General features: G+C 37.8%; 24 protein-coding genes. 6 read left to right on the top strand and 18 right to left on the bottom strand.

Features of this window, described 5'->3' with window-relative positions:
- Positions 1-13: 13 nt before the first annotated feature.
- Together A6J31_RS02645 and A6J31_RS02640 are read left to right on the top strand one after the other, a co-directional pair.
- The gene (locus A6J31_RS02645; RefSeq protein WP_002890547.1) at positions 14-433 is read left to right on the top strand and encodes an SP_0198 family lipoprotein; all 420 of its coding nucleotides are present in this window, start codon (positions 14-16) and stop codon (positions 431-433) included.
- Positions 434-532: 99 nt separating this feature from the next.
- Positions 533-730, top strand: coding sequence for a hypothetical protein (locus A6J31_RS02640; RefSeq protein WP_014634186.1), 198 nt, complete (start codon positions 533-535; stop codon positions 728-730).
- Between the two features lie 257 nt (positions 731-987).
- Here A6J31_RS02640 and A6J31_RS02635 read toward each other — a convergent pair whose 3' ends face one another.
- The 3 genes from A6J31_RS02635 to A6J31_RS02625 form a co-directional block, all read right to left on the bottom strand.
- The gene (locus A6J31_RS02635) at positions 988-1,737 is read right to left on the bottom strand and encodes a CPBP family intramembrane glutamic endopeptidase (RefSeq protein WP_064523347.1); all 750 of its coding nucleotides are present in this window, start codon (positions 1,735-1,737) and stop codon (positions 988-990) included.
- A 96-nt stretch (positions 1,738-1,833) separates the two neighbouring features.
- Positions 1,834-2,145, bottom strand: coding sequence for a hypothetical protein (locus A6J31_RS02630; RefSeq protein WP_064523345.1), 312 nt, complete (start codon positions 2,143-2,145; stop codon positions 1,834-1,836).
- 110 nt (positions 2,146-2,255) lie between these two features.
- Positions 2,256-2,843, bottom strand: coding sequence for a TetR/AcrR family transcriptional regulator (locus A6J31_RS02625; RefSeq protein WP_002890542.1), 588 nt, complete (start codon positions 2,841-2,843; stop codon positions 2,256-2,258).
- A 155-nt stretch (positions 2,844-2,998) separates the two neighbouring features.
- On the opposite strand from A6J31_RS02625, the gene A6J31_RS02620 reads away from it, so the two are divergent.
- On the top strand, positions 2,999-3,592 hold the full coding sequence (locus tag A6J31_RS02620) for a class I SAM-dependent methyltransferase (RefSeq protein ID WP_073689493.1): 594 nt from the start codon (positions 2,999-3,001) through the stop codon (positions 3,590-3,592).
- Between the two features lie 200 nt (positions 3,593-3,792).
- On the opposite strand, the gene A6J31_RS02615 is transcribed toward A6J31_RS02620, so the two are convergent.
- The 6 genes from A6J31_RS02615 to A6J31_RS02590 all read right to left on the bottom strand — a co-directional run bounded on the left by A6J31_RS02615 (position 3,793) and on the right by A6J31_RS02590 (position 9,863).
- The gene (locus A6J31_RS02615) at positions 3,793-5,022 is read right to left on the bottom strand and encodes a dihydrolipoamide acetyltransferase family protein (protein ID WP_061652225.1); all 1,230 of its coding nucleotides are present in this window, start codon (positions 5,020-5,022) and stop codon (positions 3,793-3,795) included.
- Positions 5,023-5,032: 10 nt separating this feature from the next.
- The gene (locus tag A6J31_RS02610; RefSeq protein WP_004182823.1) at positions 5,033-6,064 is read right to left on the bottom strand and encodes an alpha-ketoacid dehydrogenase subunit beta; all 1,032 of its coding nucleotides are present in this window, start codon (positions 6,062-6,064) and stop codon (positions 5,033-5,035) included.
- Positions 6,065-6,080: 16 nt separating this feature from the next.
- Positions 6,081-7,154: a thiamine pyrophosphate-dependent dehydrogenase E1 component subunit alpha gene (locus A6J31_RS02605; protein WP_049545232.1), complete on the bottom strand. Its 1,074-nt coding sequence runs from the start codon at positions 7,152-7,154 to the stop codon at positions 6,081-6,083.
- A gap of 104 nt (positions 7,155-7,258) precedes the next feature.
- Entirely contained in the window at positions 7,259-8,599 is a 1,341-nt protein-coding gene (lpdA, locus tag A6J31_RS02600) for a dihydrolipoyl dehydrogenase (RefSeq protein ID WP_080610387.1), read from the bottom strand.
- Between the two features lie 566 nt (positions 8,600-9,165).
- Positions 9,166-9,369, bottom strand: coding sequence for a CsbD family protein (locus A6J31_RS02595; protein WP_004182825.1), 204 nt, complete (start codon positions 9,367-9,369; stop codon positions 9,166-9,168).
- 254 nt (positions 9,370-9,623) lie between these two features.
- On the bottom strand, positions 9,624-9,863 hold the full coding sequence (locus tag A6J31_RS02590) for a GlsB/YeaQ/YmgE family stress response membrane protein (RefSeq protein ID WP_002890536.1): 240 nt from the start codon (positions 9,861-9,863) through the stop codon (positions 9,624-9,626).
- Positions 9,864-10,562: 699 nt separating this feature from the next.
- Between A6J31_RS02590 and A6J31_RS02585 the strand changes: the two genes are divergently transcribed.
- Together A6J31_RS02585 and A6J31_RS02580 are read left to right on the top strand one after the other, a co-directional pair.
- A complete protein-coding gene (locus A6J31_RS02585; RefSeq protein ID WP_080610386.1) occupies positions 10,563-11,588 on the top strand; it encodes a DUF389 domain-containing protein in 1,026 nt (341 codons plus the stop codon).
- A 103-nt stretch (positions 11,589-11,691) separates the two neighbouring features.
- Entirely contained in the window at positions 11,692-12,573 is an 882-nt protein-coding gene (locus A6J31_RS02580; protein WP_060972392.1) for a diacylglycerol/lipid kinase family protein, read from the top strand.
- A gap of 293 nt (positions 12,574-12,866) precedes the next feature.
- Here A6J31_RS02580 and A6J31_RS02575 read toward each other — a convergent pair whose 3' ends face one another.
- From A6J31_RS02575 to A6J31_RS02545, 7 genes are all read right to left on the bottom strand, one after another.
- Complete coding sequence (locus tag A6J31_RS02575) at positions 12,867-13,556, bottom strand: alpha/beta hydrolase-fold protein (protein WP_037611460.1); 690 nt, start codon at positions 13,554-13,556, stop codon at positions 12,867-12,869.
- Complete coding sequence (locus A6J31_RS02570) at positions 13,537-14,553, bottom strand: ABC transporter substrate-binding protein (protein WP_002885936.1); 1,017 nt, start codon at positions 14,551-14,553, stop codon at positions 13,537-13,539. Before A6J31_RS02570 ends, A6J31_RS02575 begins: the two co-directional genes overlap by 20 nt.
- Before the next feature lie 20 nt (positions 14,554-14,573).
- Positions 14,574-15,329 carry an ABC transporter ATP-binding protein gene (locus tag A6J31_RS02565; RefSeq protein ID WP_061652229.1) on the bottom strand — a complete coding sequence of 252 codons (756 nt, stop codon included), beginning with the start codon at positions 15,327-15,329 and terminating at the stop codon, positions 14,574-14,576.
- A gap of 4 nt (positions 15,330-15,333) precedes the next feature.
- The gene (locus tag A6J31_RS02560; protein WP_080611231.1) at positions 15,334-16,377 is read right to left on the bottom strand and encodes a FecCD family ABC transporter permease; all 1,044 of its coding nucleotides are present in this window, start codon (positions 16,375-16,377) and stop codon (positions 15,334-15,336) included.
- A gap of 163 nt (positions 16,378-16,540) precedes the next feature.
- The gene (locus A6J31_RS02555) at positions 16,541-17,290 is read right to left on the bottom strand and encodes a CPBP family intramembrane glutamic endopeptidase (protein ID WP_080610385.1); all 750 of its coding nucleotides are present in this window, start codon (positions 17,288-17,290) and stop codon (positions 16,541-16,543) included.
- A 48-nt stretch (positions 17,291-17,338) separates the two neighbouring features.
- Entirely contained in the window at positions 17,339-18,178 is an 840-nt protein-coding gene (locus tag A6J31_RS02550; protein ID WP_080610384.1) for a DUF4300 family protein, read from the bottom strand.
- A gap of 314 nt (positions 18,179-18,492) precedes the next feature.
- Positions 18,493-19,035 (bottom strand): TetR/AcrR family transcriptional regulator, encoded by a 543-nt coding sequence (locus A6J31_RS02545; RefSeq protein WP_002888975.1) that lies wholly within the window; start codon positions 19,033-19,035, stop codon positions 18,493-18,495.
- A 171-nt stretch (positions 19,036-19,206) separates the two neighbouring features.
- Here A6J31_RS02545 and A6J31_RS02540 point away from each other — a divergent pair, with 171 nt between their 5' ends.
- Complete coding sequence (locus tag A6J31_RS02540) at positions 19,207-20,973, top strand: DHA2 family efflux MFS transporter permease subunit (protein WP_080610383.1); 1,767 nt, start codon at positions 19,207-19,209, stop codon at positions 20,971-20,973.
- 159 nt (positions 20,974-21,132) lie between these two features.
- On the opposite strand, the gene A6J31_RS02535 is transcribed toward A6J31_RS02540, so the two are convergent.
- Positions 21,133-22,380 carry a DUF4767 domain-containing protein gene (locus A6J31_RS02535; RefSeq protein WP_080610382.1) on the bottom strand — a complete coding sequence of 416 codons (1,248 nt, stop codon included), beginning with the start codon at positions 22,378-22,380 and terminating at the stop codon, positions 21,133-21,135.
- A 118-nt stretch (positions 22,381-22,498) separates the two neighbouring features.
- A complete protein-coding gene (locus A6J31_RS02530; protein WP_003094891.1) occupies positions 22,499-22,771 on the bottom strand; it encodes a hypothetical protein in 273 nt (90 codons plus the stop codon).
- Between the last annotated feature and the right edge of the window lie 97 nt (positions 22,772-22,868).

Raw genomic sequence — 22,868 nt, 5'->3', positions numbered from 1 at the left:
GGAGACAAAGCCTATGACATTGTCCAAAAAACTCACACTTTCTCTTGCCTCTATGGCAGTTCTTGGTCTTTTAGCAGCCTGCTCAAACCAGAAAGCTCAAACACCTGAAAGCTCTGCTAGCACCCAACAAAGTTCAAGTAAGGTTTCATCTTCACAAAGTTCTGAAGTTTCTAAACAGACTGAAGGGCTAGATGGCACCTATAAAGGAACTGATGAAAATGATCGTATTACTCTTACCATCTCTGGAAATACTGGAACTTGGGAAGAGGACGAAGCAGATGGCGAGAAGGAAAGCAAGTCTGTAACAGTTAACCCTGACAATCAAAGTCTAACGATTGGTGATGATACCAAATTCTACAAACTCGACGGCAATCAGCTGACTATTGAAGATGATGACCGTGATCCAAACGATACGGTTGTCTTGACGAAATAATATGAAAAACCTTAGCCAATCCACTCTCTGGAATTTAGCTAAGGTTTTTTATGTTATACTATAGGCAGAAAGAAAACGAATACAAACAGGAGGTTGACGATGACTCAAAGAAGATTATGGATGACGCTATTTGTTGTGTCGATTATTGTAACTCTTATTGGACTGGGATTTTCTGTCTATAACTATTATGTCTTTGATAAACCCTTTATGACCACGACTACAAAAGGTTTACTAGCAGCCTTTTTCCTGTGTGCGACAATGGTTGCCATCACCCTATCCAAATCAAGTAAGAAGTAAAGATATGAAAGAGGTATAAGTTTGTAGACTTATACCTCTTTTGATACAACATTACTTAATCTTGTGTTTATTCATTTTTTCTTCAAAGATGTCTGTCATGATTTTACGGAGCTCTTCTCTCTCTTTTTCAGCCTTTTGATGATGAAATGTATCCTTGGCCAAACGAGTCACCTCCTAAAAATGAAACTGTGTCATTATATCAACAGATAGGAAAGAAAAGCTCCCACCGAAATTCAGTGGGAGGTTCAACTCTATTTCTATGATTTTCGTACCGCCACCAGCCAAGAGGCTAGTAGGATTTCGAAAATAACCAGAAGGATAATCTGAGTAAGAGAGCTCTGAACCAGCATAAGGACAGCCAGACTATCGATCAGCATGTGAGCGAGGATACAAGGAGCAGCTCCTTTCGAATACTCTTTGAGAGCTCCAAATAGAAAAGTATTTCCTAAAATCATCAGGTAAAAAACGAGATAGTTGGAGGAACCTGCTGTAATCCAAGGGAGTTGATAGATAGGGATATGCCAGAGGAACCAGACAATGGAAAGAACCATCATTTTAGTTATAAAGTGCTTACTAAAGTAAAGATGTTCTTGTAAAAACCAACGCCAACCTACTTCTTCCAGCCCCCCATATAAAAAGGTCCAGGGAAAATATAGTAAGAAGGCCAAGAAGGTGTTCCCAGTAAAGCTAACATTCCTGAGAAAGAATGAGATTCCATAGTAGATGACTGGAATGAAGAGAGCTAGAATCCAGGACAGGGGACTTTCTTTTTGAAGAAAGACCTTTTTGAAGAATTCACCCAAGGATTTGACTTCACTCAACACAAGAGAAAAGACAGCCGCCATAATCAGGGGAACACAGTTCATTAGGATAAACAGTAGTGAGGCACCCAGACTACTCCTGTCTGGGAAACACCATAGGATAACTTGCCCTACTATATATGTAGCAAAGAGGGCAGACAGTACATACCAGATAGCGACTGATTGTTTTGAAATAAATTTGCTCATTTTTTCTCCGTAACGGGATGGTAAAATTGACAGTATCTCTTTTTTATGGAAGGTTAATTCGTAATTGTAGAAATAAATACATTGTCTTTAAAAATCTTATTTAATCTTGTGTTTATTCATTTTTTCTTCAAAGATGCCTGACATGATTTTACGGAGCTCTTCTCTCTCTTTTTCAGGAAGGTCCCCTTGGCGCTTAGCCGCTGCATAAAGTTCAGGATATTGCTTGGCTACACGCTCGACTGTCTTAGTCGTCGCATGCCCTCTGACAAAGAAAGGAATGCGTTTAATCCATTCTTGTGGTACGAGAGCGAGTAACTTCTTAGCCGCTTCCTTATCAGAAATCTCAGCTGTGCTCAAACCTTTTTCGATTTGCTTTTGTTCTTGTTCTGTAAAATCTTTTAATTCCATAACTTGCTCCTCTTTATCTCTATATAGTAAATTTTACACCCATGCATGAGAATATACAACCGATTGAGATGGGATGTTGCTAGCTGTGAACAATAATAGAATTAGGAGAATCATGATTTCTTTTTTCCTAAAATACCGTACAAAAAGATCTGATGAATTTGCTCAACCTCTGTCTCTAAATTGTCACTATGGGATAATTGATTTCCCATACCATTAAGAGCATCCATGACATTTAAGATAAGCTCTGTCGATAGATCTTCAGCAATAAGGCCCTCTGCTTTTCCGAGATGAATATAAGCACGATAGATGTCACGTTTTTTTGCAGTGATTGCTTTCGTTAGGAGAGTTGAGAAAACAGAATCTTCCACCATTTTATCTTGAAAATAGTCCGAGATTTGCTGACTCATTTTCTCCTGACATAGGTCTAAAGCCTGGTCTAATTTTGTATTAAAAGCTAGATTACTTTTTAAAATATCCTCGGCTTGCTGGGTTATTTCTTCAAACAAGTCATTAACACAGAGAGTTACCAAGTTATCTTTGCTCCCGAAATAATTGTAGATAGAAACAGGAGATACTTCTGCTGCCTCTGCAATAGATTTTATACTCGTTTCCTTAAAACCTTTGTCTTTAAACAAACGCAAAGCTGCTTGAATAACCGCTTGCTTCTTTTTCTCAGTCGTCTTTTGATATTGATTCATGTGAATACCTCTGTTATTACCAATTGTAGCATAAGTTTGAAATATATGTGTATATATTTCATTTTTCCTTGCTATTCTTACTTGCTTTCTCTATAATAAAGTTTGAATTTAAACCATCTATATTTCAAACTTTATTTTCAAAAATGGGAGGGAACATGCTCATTCAATATCTTATAAAGCAATCTAGAAATCCGAGTGGTCTTGTTGGCCGAGTGATTACCAACATCTGGTCATCCTATTTTAAGGAACTCAGCCTTTGGGCAATAAAACAAACCACTATCCCTAACAATAGTCGTATTTTAGAAGTCGGTTATGGCGGTGGTAGCACTATCAAAAACCTACTTGCTTTAGATAAAAATCTTGACATTCATGGCATTGATATTTCCAAGGAGTCTTATCAAACTGCTAAACGGATGCTTTTAAAGTCAATAGAAAACGATAGTGTCCAGCTGATAGTTGGAAATGTCGAAAACCTTCCCTACCAAAATCATTATTTTGATCTTGTCTTTGCCATTCAGACCCATATTTTCTGGAAAGATTTAAAACAAAGCTTTCAGGAAATCTATCGAGTCATGTCCAATCCTTCCACTCTGATTATTGCTTCCGAAAAAGAAAAAATTAAGTATCATATGACAGATTATGGAACAAGTTCTGAATTGAGTCAGTTATTAACAAGTATTGGCTTTTCAAAGATTGAAGAAAGGCAAAATCACAAATGGGTTTTGTATATTGTTATTAAAAGACATTAGGAAATTGATAGACAAATTCCCACTTGACTTAAGAAAAGCTCTCCCCCTTAGCAACACGAAAAGAGAAGACCAAGTTAGTCTTCTCTTTGTGTAAGCTTTACGCTAGCTATTGAGCTAGACAAGGTTAGCAAAAAACTTTATATTTTAACCTATAATATGTCTATTAATTGATAATCTTAACCTTGCAAAATTTAAATCCACTAGAAGATAAGGAGATAAGGATCTTCAAGATAAGATATAACTTGTGCTAAAAATTCAGCGGCTGGGAGACCATCGATGACTTGATGGTCAAAGCTCAGACTCAATGGAAGATAGTCTTTTTGAACAACTTCTCCCTCCTCATTAAATGCTAAAGCTTGTTGGATTGCTCCTACTCCAAGAATTGCCACCTCTGGGAAATTTAGAATTGGTGTGAAGTATTCTACACCTGGCCCACCAAGGTTCGTAATTGAGAAAGTAGAACCACTATATAGGTCAGATGGAAGTGTACCTTTTCGAGCTTGATTAGCCAGAGTCTTAATGCTTTGACCAAGATCTGCTAAAGTCATACGGTCTGCGTCTCGAATCACAGGGACAACCAAACCATCATCCAAAGCTGTTGCCATACCAATATGAATGCGTTCTTGAATCTGATGAACGCCCCCGCCATACCAAGCATTCAAAGATGGAAAATCTCTCAAAGCTTTGGTTACTGCTTTAGTTAATAGAGTTGTAATACCTAGTTCACCATTTTCAAGTGGAGTATGGACCTTGGCCTTAAGTTCTTTACGGAATTTCAAAAGCTCAGTTAAATCAGCCTTACGATGGAGTGTCAATTGAGCAGAAGAATGAAGACTGCTCATCATACGTTCGGCAATAATCTTACGCATGCCTTCGAGTCCCTCACCGTATTGGACTGAGGTCATAGCTTGTGGTAGAGGTTCTACAACCTTATCAACAACAAGACTTGGTTGGTAAGCTTCTACATCACGTCTTGTAATACGACCATTTCCACCTGTCCCTTTAATAAGGGAGATATCATAGCCTTTCTCAACAGCCATCTTACGAGCCACCGGTGTAATGAAAATGCGTTCACCACTAGTACGAGCTATAGGTGCTGTAGTAGATTTAGGACTAGACGGTGTTGAATCTTTAGCGACTTCAGTTGGAGTTTCCTCTTGTGCAGGAGCCTCTTGGGTTCCTACATCCTCTCCTTCCTGACCAACCCATCCAACGACTTCCTTACATTTAACTGTAACACCTTCACCATGCACAATGTCTAGAACAACCCCAGAAGCAGGGGATTCGACTTCACTAGTCAATTTTTCAGAACTAATTTCTAATAAAGGCTGACCACTTGTTACTGTATCACCAACTTGGACCAACCACTTTTGAATGAGTCCTTCAGTCATGGTTAGGCCGAGCTTGGGCATTAAAATTTCTGTTGCCATAAGCGCCCTCCTATCCTTTCAAGTCCTGAATCAATTCATCAGCTACTTTCAAAACCTTATCCGCATCAGGAATATAGGCTTGTTCTAAGTTTGTCGCAAATGGAACAGGAGTATTTGGTGCACAAACACATTTCACTGGTCCATCAAGATAATCAAAAGCTTTATCTGAAACTACAGATGCAATATCAGTTGCAGTATTGTTATGTGGATTTGCCTCATCCACAATAATTAAACGACCAGTTTTCTTCACGGAATTTAACACTGTTTCTTCATCCCATGGAGCAACTGTACGAAGATCAATCACTTCTACAGAAATGTTGTCTTTTGCCAAGCGGTCGGCGACCTCATAGGCTACATACAACATCTTACCAATTGTCACAATTGTTAAATCCTTACCTTCTCTACGAACGGCAGCCTTACCAATTGGTACAGTATAGTATTCTTCTGGCACTTCCCCTTTTAATCCATATAAAGTCTTGTCCTCAGAAAAGATAACTACATTATCATCCTCTATTGATGCTAGGAGTAATCCTTTGGCATCATAAGGGGTAGCAGGAACGACCACCTTAATACCAGGAATCGATCCAAATAAACCGTAATAGGATCCAGAGTGTTGCGCCGCAGCTGAAGCTCCTGCCCCGTGCATAGTACGAACAACCATGGGAACTTTAGCTTTACCGCCAAACATGTAACGCATCTTAGATGCCTGTCCTAATAGGGCATCAAAACAGAATCCAATAAAATCATTAAACATCAACTCTGGTACAGGCCTTAGTCCCGTAAGCGCCATTCCAACCGAAGCTGATAAATAGCCGTGCTCAGAAATCGGAGTATCAATAACTCGTTCCCTGCCATATTTCGGCATCAATCCTCGTGTGATACCCATGACACCGCCCCAGGCATCCTCATTATTATTTTCTAAGTGTTCAACATTAACACCACCTGCGATATCCTCTCCTAGGAGAACAACTCGCTCGTCTCTTTCCATGGCTTGATCGAGCCCTTCATTGATGGCTTTCATAAATAATGTTTCTCTAGTCATTATGAATCCTCCTCAATCAGTCTGCAAATACGTCTTCGTAGAGAGCTTCTTCTTTTGGAATTGGGCTCTCTTGAGCAAAGTGGATTGCATCTTCAACATCTTTTTGTGATTGGGCAACAATCTCATCCAATTCATCTTGGCTAAGGATACCCTTTTCAGTTACCAGGTCACGAAATACTTCCAAGGCATCCACATCTGCCCATTCTTTTTCGATTCCATCTGGTGCTTTGTATTTTTGCTCATCTCCTTCGAAATGGCCATGGTTACGATAAGTAATAGCTTCAATTAACGTTGGACCATCTCCACGACGCGCACGTTCAACGGCCTCTTTAGCCACTTGATAAACAGCAAATAAGTCCTTACCATTAACGCGAACTCCAGGCATATTGTAAGCTTGTGCACGTTCAGCAATTGTTGGAGAACCTGATGAATACCATTGTGGTGTTGATTCTGCAAAAAGGTTGTTTTCATTTACAAATACCACAGGTAGATTCCAAATAGAGGCCATGTTTAAGCACTCATGAAAATTACCTTCATTGGCAGCACCATCACCAAAGAAACATACAGCAACATCATCAGTCTTTAGATATTTGTTGCGCATAGCAGCCCCAGTCGCAAGACCAAAGCCTCCGCCTACCATACCATTAGCACCAAGGATTCCTTTATCCAAGTCAGCGATATGCATAGAGCCACCCTTACCTTTACCAAGCCCAGTAGACTTACCAAAGATTTCAGCCATCATTTTTTTAAGGTCTCCACCTTTAGCCACACAGTGTCCATGTCCTCGATGTGTGCTAGTAATGTAGTCTTTATCAGTCAAGTTAGCACATACCCCAGTCGCAATAGCTTCCTCACCTGAGTAAAGGTGAACAAATCCTGGAATTTGACCGATTGAAAAGAAATGTCGTGCATTTTCTTCAAAATTTCGAATATCCCACATAGTCTTATACATGGATTTAGCCTCTTCTTTTGAAACATTTTCCACACCAAGATCATGGGCAGTTTGAACCTTAACTTCTTCCTTGGTTAAGGTTTGTCCCTGATGTTTTTCTTTCATTAGGGCTTGTGGCAATTCTTGATAATGTGTCATATTGTTTCCTCCTTCTATAGAGAGCTTTATAAAAAACAAATATTATTGACAGATATACAGATTTGAAAAAATGAGAATGGCTGTGCTAAACCTATCCATCGACCTTAGGATCTTAAAACCAGTCTTGCAACTTCCTGAACCAACTCAGAAATTGTTGGATGTGCAAAAATTGTCTTATCAAGCTGATCAAGTGTTCCTTCAGCATCTTTCAAGACAATCAAGGATTGTAGAATATCAGTTGCATGTGGACCAACGATAACGGCACCTAATAGTAGGTGATAGCGTTTTTCGGAGACAATTTTAACAAAACCTTTTGCTGAATTAGACGCAATGGCTCGACCATTATAAACATAAGGAAGTTGACCAACTGATATATCATATCCTTGTTGTACCGCCTCCTCTTCTGACAAGCCAAAGGAAGCAATCTCCGGCGTTGTAAAGAGCGACCGTGGAACACTTGAATTATCAACCGGTTCCTCAGCCTGACGACAAATGGCTCGAACAGCTTTGATTCCCTCGCTACTAGCAACATGAGCTAACATATATCCAGGAATCAAATCCCCAATCGCATAAACACCTGATTGAGATGACTCGTAATAACTATCTACCTTAATAAAGCCTTTTTCGGTCAGCTCCAAGCCCATCATTTGGGCTAACTCAATATTTGGCTTACGCCCTGTTGCTACAAGTAAGTTATCATAAGAGTAGGACTTCCCATCTGCTAAAATTACAGCATTTTCTTTAACCCTATCTATGCTAACTCCCTCCAGAATAGTAATTCCAAGTTGTTCCATCTTTTCTCTAATAATGGAACGTGCTTCGTCATCTTCAGTTGCTAAAATTGTTGGTGCAACCTCTATCACTGTCACATCCACACCAAGTGGAGCCATGGCAAAAGCTAACTCAACGGAAATAATACCTCCACCAATGATAACCAAACGTTGAGGAAGTTCCTTTAAGTTGAAAAAGCTATCTGTTGTCAAATAGTTAACATCGTTAATACCAGGAATAGGAGGAATAAATGGATGACTCCCCGTCGCCAAAATAACAGACTTACCTGAGACTCTTTCACCATTAACTTGGAAGGTTTTATCAGAAATATAAGCTGCCTCACCTTCAATATAGGTGATACCTAATTGTTTAAAACTTGATTGAATACCAGACTGTAGTGTTGCTACGACTTGATCTTTGCGAGCAACAAGTTTTTGAAAATCAAGATTATCATTTAAAACGGTCACTCCATACTGAGAGGCTTCTTTAGCAGCTAATAGCCAATGGGCATGTTCAAGATAGGCTTTAGATGGGATACAGCCAACGTTCAAACAGGTGCCACCTATGGAGTTTTTCTCAATGACAGTTACCTTTTTACCTAAACGGGCAGCTTCTTCAGCAGCAACATAACCACCAGGACCTGCCCCTATAATGAGAATATCACATTGACTCAAAACAATACTCCTTTCTAGAATGGAAGTCGGCTGTTAGCCGAACCACTTCAAGTAGGACAAAAACTCGGAGATATTTGAAAGCGCTTTCTATGCTTCAATTATAAAACTAATACTTATGAAAATCAAGTAATTCACTGAAAATGTGATGTTTTGGTGGTGAAAACATTCACAAGTGATGCAAACGTTTGCCATTCTCTAATCTGGATGATGTTAGCACTTATACTTTGCTGATTTGTATAAAAACTAGAAAAATACAAATCTCCCCCAATCATTAAATAATTCTTCAAAATGTTATAAAAAACACTCTAGCCTCTATAGCTTGGATAAAACTATAGAAATTAGAGTGCTTTTACTATTAGAAAGAATATGTATATGGAGTTAAAAAGGAATTTGAATTAATCTAAAGAAAGTTGATTTTTCAACTGAATAATATTATAAGAATATCGATTTGTAGTTATTTTGAAAGTAATCTTATAAGTGAGTAATTAGGAGTAGAATATGACAACTCTATTTTTTTGTAGAGTAGCTTTTGTAGCTTTTATGTGAAAAATCAATTGACTATTTAATTATTTATCGTCCTTTTTAATCATATTTTTCACACCTTCGATAGCTCCTTCAACAGCATCTTTGGCATCTTCGGCAACTTCTTTCACTTTTGAGACTGCTTTTTCAGCAGCACCCTCTTTTTCTGTTTTTTTATCACCAGTTACTTTTCCGAAACCTTCTTTAATAGCGCCTTTAGCTTGGTTAAGTTTTTCTTCTACTGACATAATTTTATCCTCCTTTGGACATAAAGATTTTTAAATATGAACGCTCTTAAACAATACATTCAAATTTTTAAGTATAACAAGATAAGTTAAATTATAGCTTTTGTGTTGAAGTCGAGTCATAAACAGCTTGAACACCCTCACTAATGTTATCTTTATTTGCTGATAAACCATTAGCTAGTCCATGTTTACCACTTTTTTAATTTATCGGCACTAAGTTTGAGTTGATTGGAGTCTTCCTGTCGAAATATTGAAAATTATTCTTTTTTTCCTAAGAAAAATGATACTACTGCAACAACAATAACTGCCCCTAAAATTGATGGAACTAAGGCCATTCCAGCTAGTCTAGGCCCCCAAGAACCGAAGAGTGACTGTCCAACAGATGAACCAATTAAACCTGCAAAGATATTGGCAATTATTCCCATGGAACCTCCCTTTTTAGTGATTCCACCAGCAATAAAACCTATAAAGCCTCCGACAATAATAGCCCAAAGCATAATGTCTCCCCCTTTCTAAATAGAGGAAAGTTAGATTGTTTGGAAAATCAAACCATCTAAAGAGTTACATTTTAGCTAAAACATTTTTTATATTAATCTTAACAATCATAAGATTAATGTTAGTATATACCTGTTAATAACAGTATAAGTTAATCAAATTGATAAGTCAATGAAAATGTTTGCGCTTACACAAAAATAGACATAAAAACCATCATCGACCTTTGCAATCGCTTGCATAGTTTTACAATTTCACTTATCTCATTTTTTTATTAAAAATCTACAAATACTTCTACTATTATTAGGCCTTCCTCTAAATGGATTGATTTATGAATAAAAAGTTTGATTAAACTGGTACATTCATATGATTGATTAGCATTTTAGTCACAAAATAAAATAGCCCTAAGACGTTCGAGTGACGAAAGTAAAAATAAAATGTATAATTGAGACATGTAAACCCTTACACATTTTTCTTTAAATAGTAAGTATCTAACAAAATAGTATAAATAATACACCAAACACTCCATCACTTTCAGTAGGAGTTTAAAATTAATATGGAGTAGTGAATTGATTACAAATTGAAAGTAGAATATAAAACACGCCCACGTAAAGAAGTTACAATAATAATGACCAATGATTTAGATACGTCGTCAAAGAGTGAGCTTAAAAAGTTGACTATAGTAACAAAAAGGGAGTACTGTTATGGAAAAAGTTTTGAAGGATGGTAAACTTTATTCTCTCATAGAATTTAGGGACAAAATCTATGAGGATTTAGATTTATCAAAAAGTGACTTAACCACTTTATTGTGTGCGATATTGATTGCATCTATTGGTTTGAATATGAATTCTATTCCAACAATTATAGGGGCAATGTTGATTTCTCCATTGATGACACCTATCCTTGGAGTAGGTTTTGCGTTAGCAATATTAGATACAAAACTTCTCAAAAAATCGTTTAAAGTTCTTTTTATTCAAGTTGCAGTAAGCCTCTTAGCCTCTACACTTTATTTTTTAATTTCGCCCATTTCTTATGCAAGTACGGAAATTATTGCTAGAACTTCGCCCACAATTTGGGACGTTGTAATAGCATTCGTCGGTGGATTAGCCGGCATTATTGGAGCACGAAAGAAAGAAGCTAATAACATTGTTCCTGGTGTCGCCATTGCAACTGCTCTTATGCCACCTGTTTGTACCGTGGGGTATTCTATTGCCACAGGAAATCTTGAGTATATGATAGGGGCGTCATATTTGTTCTCCATTAACTGCAGTTTTATTATGATTGCTACATATATTGGCACTAATGTGATGATGGTTAATAATCCTTATGTTAAACATAATCGTGAAGCCTCTAAAATGCGAAAAATATTAATTCTAGTCTCGCTTGTTCTTATTATTCCAAGTTTAGCTTCTGCAACTACCTTAGTTAGAGATACGCTAATCAATGAGTCTATCAATAATTATCTATCTGATCAATTTGAAAACCATACTATTTTGAAAAAGAAATATAGTAAAGAAAACAATACACTAAAGCTAACTATTTCAGGTAAGTATCTTTCAGAAGCTGAGTTACAAAGTATCATTAACAAACAAAATGAATATGGTTTGAAAAATATCTCGATTCAGGTTTCACAATTAACAAATGATAGATTAACTGAAAAAGAATTAGTCGACTACATCATTCAATATAAAAACGATGATGATCTTCAACAAATAGAAAAGGATAAGTAAAAAGAATCCCCAAATAACAACAAGTAATGTGAGATATTAATTTGATAAGCATAAGAAACCGTTGAAAAGTATTGTCACTAGTAGTCCATAGGAGAAAATATCAATGAAAAAAGTAATGATAATTATTAATCCAACTTCTGGAGGAGAAACAGCATTAGATTATAAAGAGAGCTTGGAGAATAAGGCTAAAGAGTATTTTGATTATGTTGAAACTAAGATTACGCAAAAAGCCAAAGATGCAACTCAATTTGCTGAAAAAGCCTCTAAAGAAAAATATGATGCAGTAATTGTTTTTGGTGGAGACGGTACTGTAAATGAGGTTATTTCAGGGATTGCTGAAAAAAATCACATTCCAAAACTTGGGATTATTCCTGGTGGAACTGGTAATTTAATCACTAAGCTATTAGAAATCAACCAAAATATTGATCAAGCGATTGAAGAACTTGATTTCAATTTTACTAAAACCATTGATGTTGGAAAAGCTAATCAAAATTATTTTGGCTATATTTTTAGTGTTGGATCTTTACCAGAAGCTATTCATAACGTTGATATTGAAGATAAAACAAAGTACGGTATCTTTGCATATGCAATCAATACGATGAAGTCCGTTGTGGAAGACGATGTATTTAATATTCGTATTGAAAGCGAAAATGGCAATTATGAAGGTGAAGCTAGTCAGGTCTTAGTTCTTCTATCTAATTACTATGCAGACAAAAAACTATTTGATGAAAATACAGATGGATATGGAAATATCTTGATTTTAAAAGATGCATCCATCATTTCTAAATTATCGACTATCCCAGATTTGTTAAAAGGGGATCTAGTAGGTAACGATAATATCGAATATATCAAAGCGCGTAATATTAGGATTTCTTCAGAGGTTGAGTTAGAGTCAGATGTTGATGGAGACAAATCGGATAATCTTCCAGTAGATATAAAAATACTAGGGAACCATATCGAAGTATTCTCAGGCACCAAAGTATAGTTTTTTCCCTTCTACTTCTCCAACAAAAAAGTTTTAAATGATATAAGTTACTGCATCAGCAACAATAATAGTCCTGTCCTTTTTGAAGTTAGGATATAAGTCAAAGGTAAATAAATTACCTTTAATATACAGAGTTAAGGCGTCTTTTGATTCATGTCTAAAAACTTTTCGGAAGCATCAACTGTTATGGTAGTTTTCGAGCATAACAAAAAGTAGTGAAGAGATTCCATCGTCGGAATTTTCTTCACTACTTTTTTAGTCTGTCTAGTGCTCTTTCTTACACCATGTTAAAACTAAAGCTTCCACTGCTCAATCAACCAATCCGAAAAAGCGTCATATCTTTTTTGGAGATGGTCATGATGTCCGTAGGGGTCAAATGCTGAATAAGTAGACACGCTCTGTTTTTTGATAAGTTCATGCACTTCTTTGGCATAACTAGGAGCTTTGGCCAATCTATTCTTATGATTAGCCCCCTCGGTCAAACCGTTACGTAAATAGACCGAGCAAGACTTATTGATGGGCTGGTGGGCTTTGCAGTAAGCTACAAAATTTGGATACCAGAAGGATCCACAAATGGAGAAGATCAAAGGCATCTTATCACTGCTATAAAGACTGGAAATAGCAGCCAAACCACCCAGCGAATAGCCTCCGTAAGCCATGCGACTTTCATCCAGTCGAAACTCTTGTGCGATGCTTTTGAAAATATGGCCAAATAGATGGTCATGATAGCTGGCTAGCTTACCGCCAAAATCAGGGCTTCCAGGTCTCAGAGCCTGAGCCTGCCAAGGCGTAAAATCATCCAAGCGATTCTGAGGTTCAAGCCCAACCAGGATAACAGAATCTGCGATTTTTCCCAGATACTCAAGCTGCCCATCGTTCAAAAAAACAACTGGATAAGCCTTCTTGAAATCATAAGACTCAGGAAGGGCAACCGTAACCTGAATGTCATGGCAGACAAAGTCTTTATTTATTAACAAAGTCATTAACCTTTTCAAGAGAATCAATCACAGATGGACCGTAATCCATAAGCTCATCATAAGAAATAGTCATGATTTTCTTGTTTTTAACGGCTGGAACATTTTCAAGAACAGCGTTCTTTTCCATCTTGTCTGTTGCTTCCTTGTCCATGGCCTTATTACGGTCACTGGTTACATAGATAATCAATTCTGGTTCCATTGACACGAGATTTTCCAGAGTCAAATCTGATGTTCCTGTCGCAACATTGGTATAACCAAGCTGATTGAGCATGCTTTCTTGAAGGGCAGATTTGTAAGTTCCAAAGGTCTCATCGTTGTAGGCACACATGATAAGAGCCTTCTTCAAGTCTTTGTCAGAAGACTTGTTTTTCTTTTTAACAGCGTCGATACGCTTTTGAAGTTGTCCCGCATACTTGTCTGCCTTGTCTTGGACGTTGAAAATGTCACCAATATTTTTAACATCTTCGATGATATTATTCAAATCTTGTTTGGTTGTTGAGACAGAAGCTTTTTGGGTATAAACAGGAATGTCGTTGCTGTTCCATGTGCTGATGGTTCCCATTGACTTGTCTGAGAACATCATATTACGACCAATAAGAGCATCTGGTCCGTAAGCCAAGATGGCTTCTTGAGAAATTGTTTTCTTATCACCGATATGTGGGATTGAAGCAATGTCATCCTTATATTTATCGGTTACTTCATTGTCAGGGTTAAGCATACCGACAATTTTGTCTTTCAAACCAAGCTCAATCAAGATTTCAGTTGATGAAAGGTTATTGGTGATAACCTTTTCTGGTGCCTTTTTGAAGACTTGATCTAGCTCAGTTCCTTTATCGTCATAAGTTTTGACAGTCAAAGGATACTGGGTTTCTGACTTGGTCTTTTTCACCGTTTCTTTTGCTGATGATGACGATGATGTGCTGTTTTTATATGTAGAACTGCATGCTGTCAATGTGAGGACTGCTGCAGCGATTAATGCGATACGAAATGTTTTCTTGTTCATAAGGCCTTCCTTTCCTAGGCTTATAAATACTGAATCATTGCCTGCTGGTCATCCGTCCAGGTAATACGACTCTGAACATCATAAACCGCCTGCAAGGATTGTGGGGTTACGGCATCCCTTGGGACACCTTGGGCAACAATCTCACCCCCTTTCATTAAGTAGATATAATCTGAAAAACGACAGGCCAATTGAATATCGTGGAGAACTGCAAGAACATTAATGCCGAGTTCCTTGACCAAGGCCAACATCTCCAACTGATACTTTATGTCCAAATGATTGGTAGGCTCATCCAATAAAAGGAGTTTGGGTTCCTGAGCCAAGGCACGCGCTAGGATGACTCTTTGTTTTTCGCCACCTGATAGGGACGAATAATAGCGTGTCTTCTTTTCAGACATGCCAACCTTGTCTAGGGCATCCTGAACGAGCAAGTGGTCCCGCTCCGATTCTTTTTGCAGAAAGGAAAGATGGGGCGTTCGGCCAAGCATGACAATTTCTTCCACCGTACAATCAAACTGAAGGGTGTTAAACTGTGTCACAACGGCCATTTCTTTTGCAGTTTCCTTTAGACTTATCTGATCTAGGGATTTCCCATCAAGAAAAATCTGACCGCTATCTGGTTTCAACTGGCGGTAAATGGTTTTGAGCAAGGTTGATTTCCCACTTCCATTTGGTCCCAGTATGGTCTGGAATTGCCCACCTTCAACCTCTAGAGAGACACCGTTTAGGATTTTTTTCTCTCCAATCGAATAATGAATATCCTGACACTTTACATCCATAAGTCTAAACCACCTTCCTACGATTTCTAGTCACAATATAAATAAAGAAAGGTGCGCCAACTAAGGCTGTAAAGATACCGATAGGTAGCTCTGCATTTTTGACGAGGATTCTCGCCAAGACATCTGACCAAACCACAAACAAGGAACCTAAGAGAGTTGCCACTGGAAAAAGCTTACGATAGTTAGTTCCGACTAAACTTCTAGCAATATGAGGGGTAATCAAGCCTACAAAGCCAATAATACCACAACTAGAAACCAAGATTGCCGTTATGACCGCAACAATGGCAATATAAAGATACCAGTAGAGTTTAAGTGGAATCCCTAAAGTCAAAGCTGCCTCATCTCCCATCATCATGGCATTGAAGACACGATACTGAGTTGAGAAAAAGAGAAAGGCCAAACCAACCACTACTGCTGGAAGCATCACATCTGACCAAGATGTTCCTGTCAATGAACCCATGGTCCAAAACTTAATGGTCATGACACTATCTGCTGTCGCTCCAATAGAGATTATAAAATTGGCAAAGGCAATAAAGAGGGCATTGACAACCGTTCCAGATAAAATCAGGCCAGATGTGGTCACTCTCCCCTGCATAGAGGCAATGATTAAGACAAGAACCGTCGCTAGGATAGCCCCCACAAAGGCACCCAAGCCTACCACAGCCTTAAGGCCTAAAATGATGGCCAAGGTTGCTCCAAAAGTTGCCCCTGCCGAGATTCCCAGGATATAGGGTTCGGCAATCGGATTATTAACGGTTGACTGCATGACACTCCCAGACATGGAAAGGCCTGCACCAACTATTAACCCTAGGAGAACCCTAGGAACTCGCATATTCCAGATAATAGCTTCAAGTGGTTTGGCTATGTTATGACTGGCCATCGGAAGCCCCAATTTACTGAAGATGACACCATAGGTATCACCTATATCTATAGTGACCGCCCCTAAAGACACTGCTATAAAAACTGACGCTACTAGTAAAACTAGAAGCAAACAGAGCAGGCTTAGGTAGCGGGAAAAAACAAAGTGTTTTGTTTTTTTAAAAGGCATTAGCACCTCCTTTCCACCTGTAATGTCAGAAAATTTTGACAATACTCTTCTAGTATAACATGCCTCAAAAATATGGGCAAGGTCATTTGAGTGGAAAAAAAGAGCAGTCATTGAACTACTCTTAAAAGTTATAACTAACTAAAGCAATGAAAATCAAGCCAGCTTAGGATTTCACTTTCTCCATACTGCTACTTGCAATTTTCATGGCAAGAAGAATTATCAACACCTTAATCACAAGGGACAACCAAAGGCTCTCCGCTGATGACAGTTGCGATAAAGCATTGATAAGCGCATGTGTCATCACACAAAGCCAAAGACTTCTGGTATTTGTATAAATGGCGGATAAGATGAAACAATTGCTTAATAAGCCTAGCAAGAAAGGCAATAAATGAATCGTGGCCAGAGACCCATCAATGTAAAAATAGAGGATATGCCATAGTGACCAAGCCAAAAATGTAAAGAGCGTAGACACTAGATAGGTCAACTTTTCTTGCAAAGTAGGCTGGAAAAAATAACGCCAACCGATTTCTTCTATACCACCAAAGACGAGGGCTTTTACAAATAAAATTATGGGGAGATACCAAACTTGGATAAGTATACCTCCACTCAGGATTAGTGGTAAAAAATCCAAACATAGAAAAATGAGGACTAAGAGATAGTTACTAAGAGGCTGTTTGACTTGGAAAAAATCACTGACAAGCTGTTTAAAACTGGAGTGATGATAGCGGATGCTAATAATTGCTCCCCAAATGGCTGATGACAAGCCACCTAAGATAAGGGTAAAAAGGCCAATTGGAGTCCCATAATCAACCCTAACTTCTCCTGCTCTTAGCAGCCAAACAAGGAGACTAACTAATAAGATTTGTCCAAGGGTCCCTGCTAGATAAAGCAACAAGGCTTGTTTTCTTTTCATATCTTGCTTCCTTTTTCTTCCCTATTAAAACTTCCACTTCACGTTAAGCTAGTCCATATCCACCCATTTGTCATTATCCATGATAAAGGGTTTGGCTAGACCTGGTCCGGTATAGTCCTTGTACTTGGTTGTGAGATACTTGTAGCAATCTTTTTTGCTGGCAAATTTTATGGCTTGGTAGGGCTCTTCAAAGGTCAACTTTTCAACAAATAAGTAGCCATCCGTCGTAGGCACCAAGACTCCGACGTGACCGACAAAAAGGGAATCACCATCCAAATTATCGTGGACAACAACCGACAGCATGCGTGCCTTGTCATCAAAGGTGAACTGCTTATAGTAATCCTCCATATGCTTGGCGTGAACCTTGACATCTTGGGTAGCTTCAGTCTTGACCCTTGAAAAAAGAATGTCAAAGTTTGCCTGGTCCTTGGCATTAAAGAGCTTGCCCTTGTCAATGGCGTCCTTGTCTTGGAAAAGGAGCTCAGTATCACTTTTGACTTGAGGAATCTTGATTTTGCCTTTCAGTAGCGTGTAGGTGTTGATACGGCAGTTGGTACCGATAAAGTCACCATGCTTGGCTGTCCACAGGTTACTGATTTTTTCCACATCATAGTCTGTTTTGGTAAATGGCGCAAAATCCCCAGAAAGTCCAACAGTACCCACGGTATCATTGTAATCCCTAACCAGATTGATAAAGTTATCCACACTCTCCTCGTTCAAATGTTTCGAGAGAATGGAACGTACCTCATTAAGACTGGCCTTGCTATTAAGGTTGGAGTAGCTTGGTTTTTCCTCCTTTTTGTGGATATGTGCAAAAACTGCTAAACCGACAAGTAGCAGGCTAGAGATAGATAAAAGAATTAGCGTCTGTTTTTTTAGATGTTTCATAGGCGCCTCCTTGGCTTCATTATACCAGATTTTGCTGACTACTCATTCTCAAGATACTTATCCACAAGAAAAAGCCTTGTTGCTAAGGCTTTAGATTGAGAACAAAAGCTTTTACTTGAGACTTTACTTAGGTGATAGCGGACGCCAGCGAACTTCTTCGAAGTTCCATGGCTAATTTTTGAGCCTAGAGTCTCAAAAATTCCGAACGCCTGAAATACCAATTCTTCAGGCGTTTTTATCACAGCGTAAAGTCTCAGTATAGGCTCACACCGTTTGAAGACTATGGATTTTTATCATTTTTTCTATATTTTTTATTATTTCCAAAATAGCTGTTCAATTTTAATGATATTATCTACAACTTTTTCGGGACTTTCCGATAAATCATTATCAATCCAGGATGAGATAATGGTTTCAAAAGATGTAGAGAAGGCTTTTATCACAATTTCATCTGAAATCTTCGTCTTTTTCTTGATCTTTTCTCTAATAGCTGGGTTGTTATTTATAAGATCACAAATAAGTTGTTGAACCTTATCTTTAAATTGAACGTGAGGTGCTTTTGAAATTGCTTTAAAATGTTTATAGTCATTTTTTATTAATAGTAGAGCCTTTAAAAGCATGTCCTCTTTATCTAAATTTCCTTGAGCTAAAATCTCCCAAAATCTTTGCATCGTCTCTGTTCCGATAGAGTATGCTAAATCATCCTTATCAAGAAAATGTTGATAAAATGTTCCCCTACTAACATTTGCTCTCTGAGTTATATTTCCAATGGTTATTTTTGAGTACTCCATTTCAAGTAGGAGGTCTATCAAAGCAGACTTGAGGTTAGTAACGCTATTAGTCTTTCTTTTCTTTGTCATTTTTTCCTTAATTAAACATATTGTTTGATGTTGTCATGGTCAATATATGGGTATTATTATATTCTTTTTATGTGAATTATAAAAGTTAAAAAAGACTGTTTTATGTTCACGAAGATAATTGATGCATCATTAATCATTTAACAAAATAATTAATGAAGGGAATAGAATTTAATGACAAAATCAAGAAAAATTCTAGGATTTATAGGTCTAGTTTTAGCACTCTTTATGGGAGCTTTAGATGCCACGATTGTTAATATCGCCCTACCAAATATTATGGAAGACTTACATACAGGATTGACTGATACAAGTTGGGTAGCAACAATCTATGTTTTAGCAATGTCTGTATTTATTATTACTGTTTCAAAACTCGCTGATATCTACGGTAGAAAATTGGTTATGCTAATTGGTGTAGTCATATTTGGCATCTTCTCATTCGCATGTATGGTGGCTGATTCTTTATTACTCTTAATTATTTTTCGGTTCTTCCAAGGAATTGGAGGTGCCATATTAACTCCAATTGTTCTCCCCATGGGAATTGAACTACTTGGGAAAGAGAATACCAGCCGTATTGCTGCTATTATGGGGACCTTCAGTGCCTTAGCTGCAGCGGGGGGACCAGTAATTGGTGGTTTAATTGTCCATTGGACAACATATCATTGGATTTTTGGTATTAATGTTCCAATCGCTATCTTTGCATTCTTGATGATCCTAGTGGGGACAAAAGAATCATATGATTTAAAAATTTCAAAGAATATTGACTGGCTAGGTATTATTTTTCTTACTTGTACTTTAGGTGGACTTATATTTGGTTTATTAGAAGGTCACGAGTATGGTTGGGCATCACAAATCATCATAGCTAGTTTTATTATTAGTGTTGTAGGCCTATTTTTTCTTTGTTTAACCGAAGGAAGAGTAAAATCACCTATCATTGACTTAAATTTATTCAAGGAAAGTACATTTACATCTTCAAGTCTTATTTATATGATTTTTGGATTTGCGATTATCGTACCTTCATTGATCTTAAACTATTTCTTGCAAAATGTTCGCAACTATTCTGCTTTGCATTCAGCATATCTTATTATTCCCACCTCTTTAGCTATCATAGTAGGTATGCCGTTAGCAACTAAGATGTACCAAAAAATTAGTGCAAGATTGCTCATTAGTATCGGTTTGGTTATTACAGCAGGTGGATTATTTATGCTTAGTCTTATTCAGTATAATACCTCACAAAGCCTCATTGTTTGTTGTAATGTAATTATTGGTTTAGGACTAGGATTTATGGCAATGTCCTTAACATCATCAGTAAAATATTTACCAATTAATAAGGCTGGAATTGGGTCAGGTATCGTTAATGCTTCTAGATATATTGGGCAAGCCATTGGTATGGCTCTCCTCGTTACCATTTTAAATAGTAATGTCAATATTGCTAAAACACAAATTAAGGAAACAGCGTATAACCAAATTGAAAAACGGGTTTTATCAACAGACGTAAAAAAAGTTGCTAAGAAGGAAATTTCAAAAACTTTCGATACGACTAAGAAAAATAATAGTATTTCAACCAAACAAAGTAATATGGTTGAGGCAATCAAAATAGCTGCTCAAAAAACAGATAATCTTCCAGAACCTAAAAAGGGGAGTAATTATAGAAAGATTTATGATGCAAATCAGTTATTAATCAATGGAGTTGAAACTGTTAGTTCAAGTGTCCCACTGTTATCAACTAGTTTAAAAACTATATCTGGAGACCAAGCTAAAGTTGGTACAGCGATTAAATTATTAGCTCAAAAGGATGAATTATCATCTGCTCTTAAAGTAATTGTCAAAGAAAAAAATGAGCAGTTAAGCAGGGCATTTGATAATGTATTTATTGTAGGAGCAATCATTGTATTGATATGTACTCCATTAGCTCTGATGACAGAAAAGCGAAAAGATGAATAACTAAGTTATTTTATAATAGGAAAAGCCAGTCTAAACTTTAGGCTGGCTCTTTTATATAATTTAAATAGTAAGTAAACAGATTTGGAACATAGAAAATCTTTTGTTCACTTATATTGTATTTTTAAGATGTAAAATTTTTCTTTCAAACCTCTCAAACCATCACTTGTCATTCACAATATTGGCAAAGGCTTCTTGGATGTCCTTATTATTGGTAGGGTACATATAATACATGTTTTCAGGATTCCCCTGATTTTGCATGGAAACTAGGACCACTGGTTGACCTTTATGGATGGTGAAATGATAGAGAATCATGGCGGAACCTGAATACCCGTAGCTGTCTACAATGATATAGTCGGCTGTCCCTGTACCATCGTCAGAAAAGGCAACGTCTACCTTTTGTTGGTTGGTCATTGGGGCATTTTGTTCAGTCTTTTCACCTACAATAATGCGGTTATTTTTAGCAAAAGACATGGCACCAAAGAAATCATCATTTCCGTTAGGTGTTAGCCTTCTATAACTTTCTTGATTCATCTTGTGCCCAAACTCCACCATGTAACTTGCGAGCTTGGCAGCCTTGTCACTATCCCAAAGGTCTGCCGTATTGGTTGGGCTAGTCTGGCTGGACTGGCTCTTGCTTTTCACTCTGTAATAAGACGTGTAAACCACCCCTGGCCCAGCAGACTCTGGAATTTGAACCAAACGATCTGTGTCTTTGACAGAATTGTCCGGAGACGGTGCTGCTTGATTGGCTGGCACAGGCACAAAAGGATTGACCCCATGCCCTGGACCATTGTCCGCAAAATAAAACATAGGCTGACCGTTGAAATCTTTAACGACAGTCTTGCCATCAGTACTTCCTGTCTCTTCAGACTTTGTGAGCCCTGACTTGGTAATGGTCACAACATGACCACCGTCAGAAACCCAGTCACCTTCGATGCTTGAAAAATCACCATTTCGAATAGCATCCACATCCATGGCAGGCGTTTTGGCTTCTGATGAGGCATTCTGACTTTGAGAACTAGAGTTTGAAGACGACTCAGAAGCTCTAGAACTCGATTGTTTAGATTTGTCTGAGGAAGAAGTTTGACCAGTCTGACTGCTTGACGAAGAAACCGCAAGGGATGACGTTTGTTGAGCTTGTGAATGAAGGGAATGCCAAGCAAAAATGGCACCACCACCAAGAAGCGTCATACAAGAAACTGCAAGAACTGACGCTGCGACCTTATGAGTCACAACATACTGACTTAAGGTTTGCCAAAAGCTTTTCTTAGATGCTAACAATAAGCTCTCTACCTCTGTTCGATTGGCCAAGAGACTACCATTTTGTATCGCCTCGTCGACCTCTGTCATCTTTGGGCGACGTCCATAAATCTTTATAAAATAGGTTAACCATTCTTCTGCTTTCATCTCATCTCCTTTTTGAAGCGTAATAGTTTCATTGTAGCATAAATTAGGGATTCTAGTTGACTTGTAGAAAAGAAAAAACTGCAAGCCAGTAGCCGCAGTTAGTGTATAAACTTGGTTCTTATTTCTGAGTATTGCCAAGTTTTTTAAGATAAGTATAGCCCAGATAGAAAAAGAAAAGCGCTAAAAGAATAAAGAACCCCATGACGAGTTTGGTCCCACCTAATTGATAGGCAATGTAAACAAAAGTATTAACCTTGATCTGACCACCCGTTTTTTCCAATAGCGAAAGGCTCTGTGAGTAATAGTGACCAAGCCAAATAGCTCCTAGCCCTAATAACGGATAAATAATGACACCCAAGATAGGGTTCTTTTTTAACAAATTATCTAACATACATCCCCCAATTTTTTTAATGCTATAGTAATAGCTTACCAAAGAATGACTAGAAAAGCAAAGTGCCTCCCATTGCACAAAAATCAAAAGGAACCGG

Origin of the sequence: Streptococcus sp. FDAARGOS_192 (genome assembly GCF_002073815.2) — a bacterium.
GTDB lineage: Bacteria > Bacillota > Bacilli > Lactobacillales > Streptococcaceae > Streptococcus > Streptococcus salivarius_H.
Note: the sequence above shows the minus strand (reverse complement) of the source record. Positions and strands in the feature narration are given on the sequence as shown.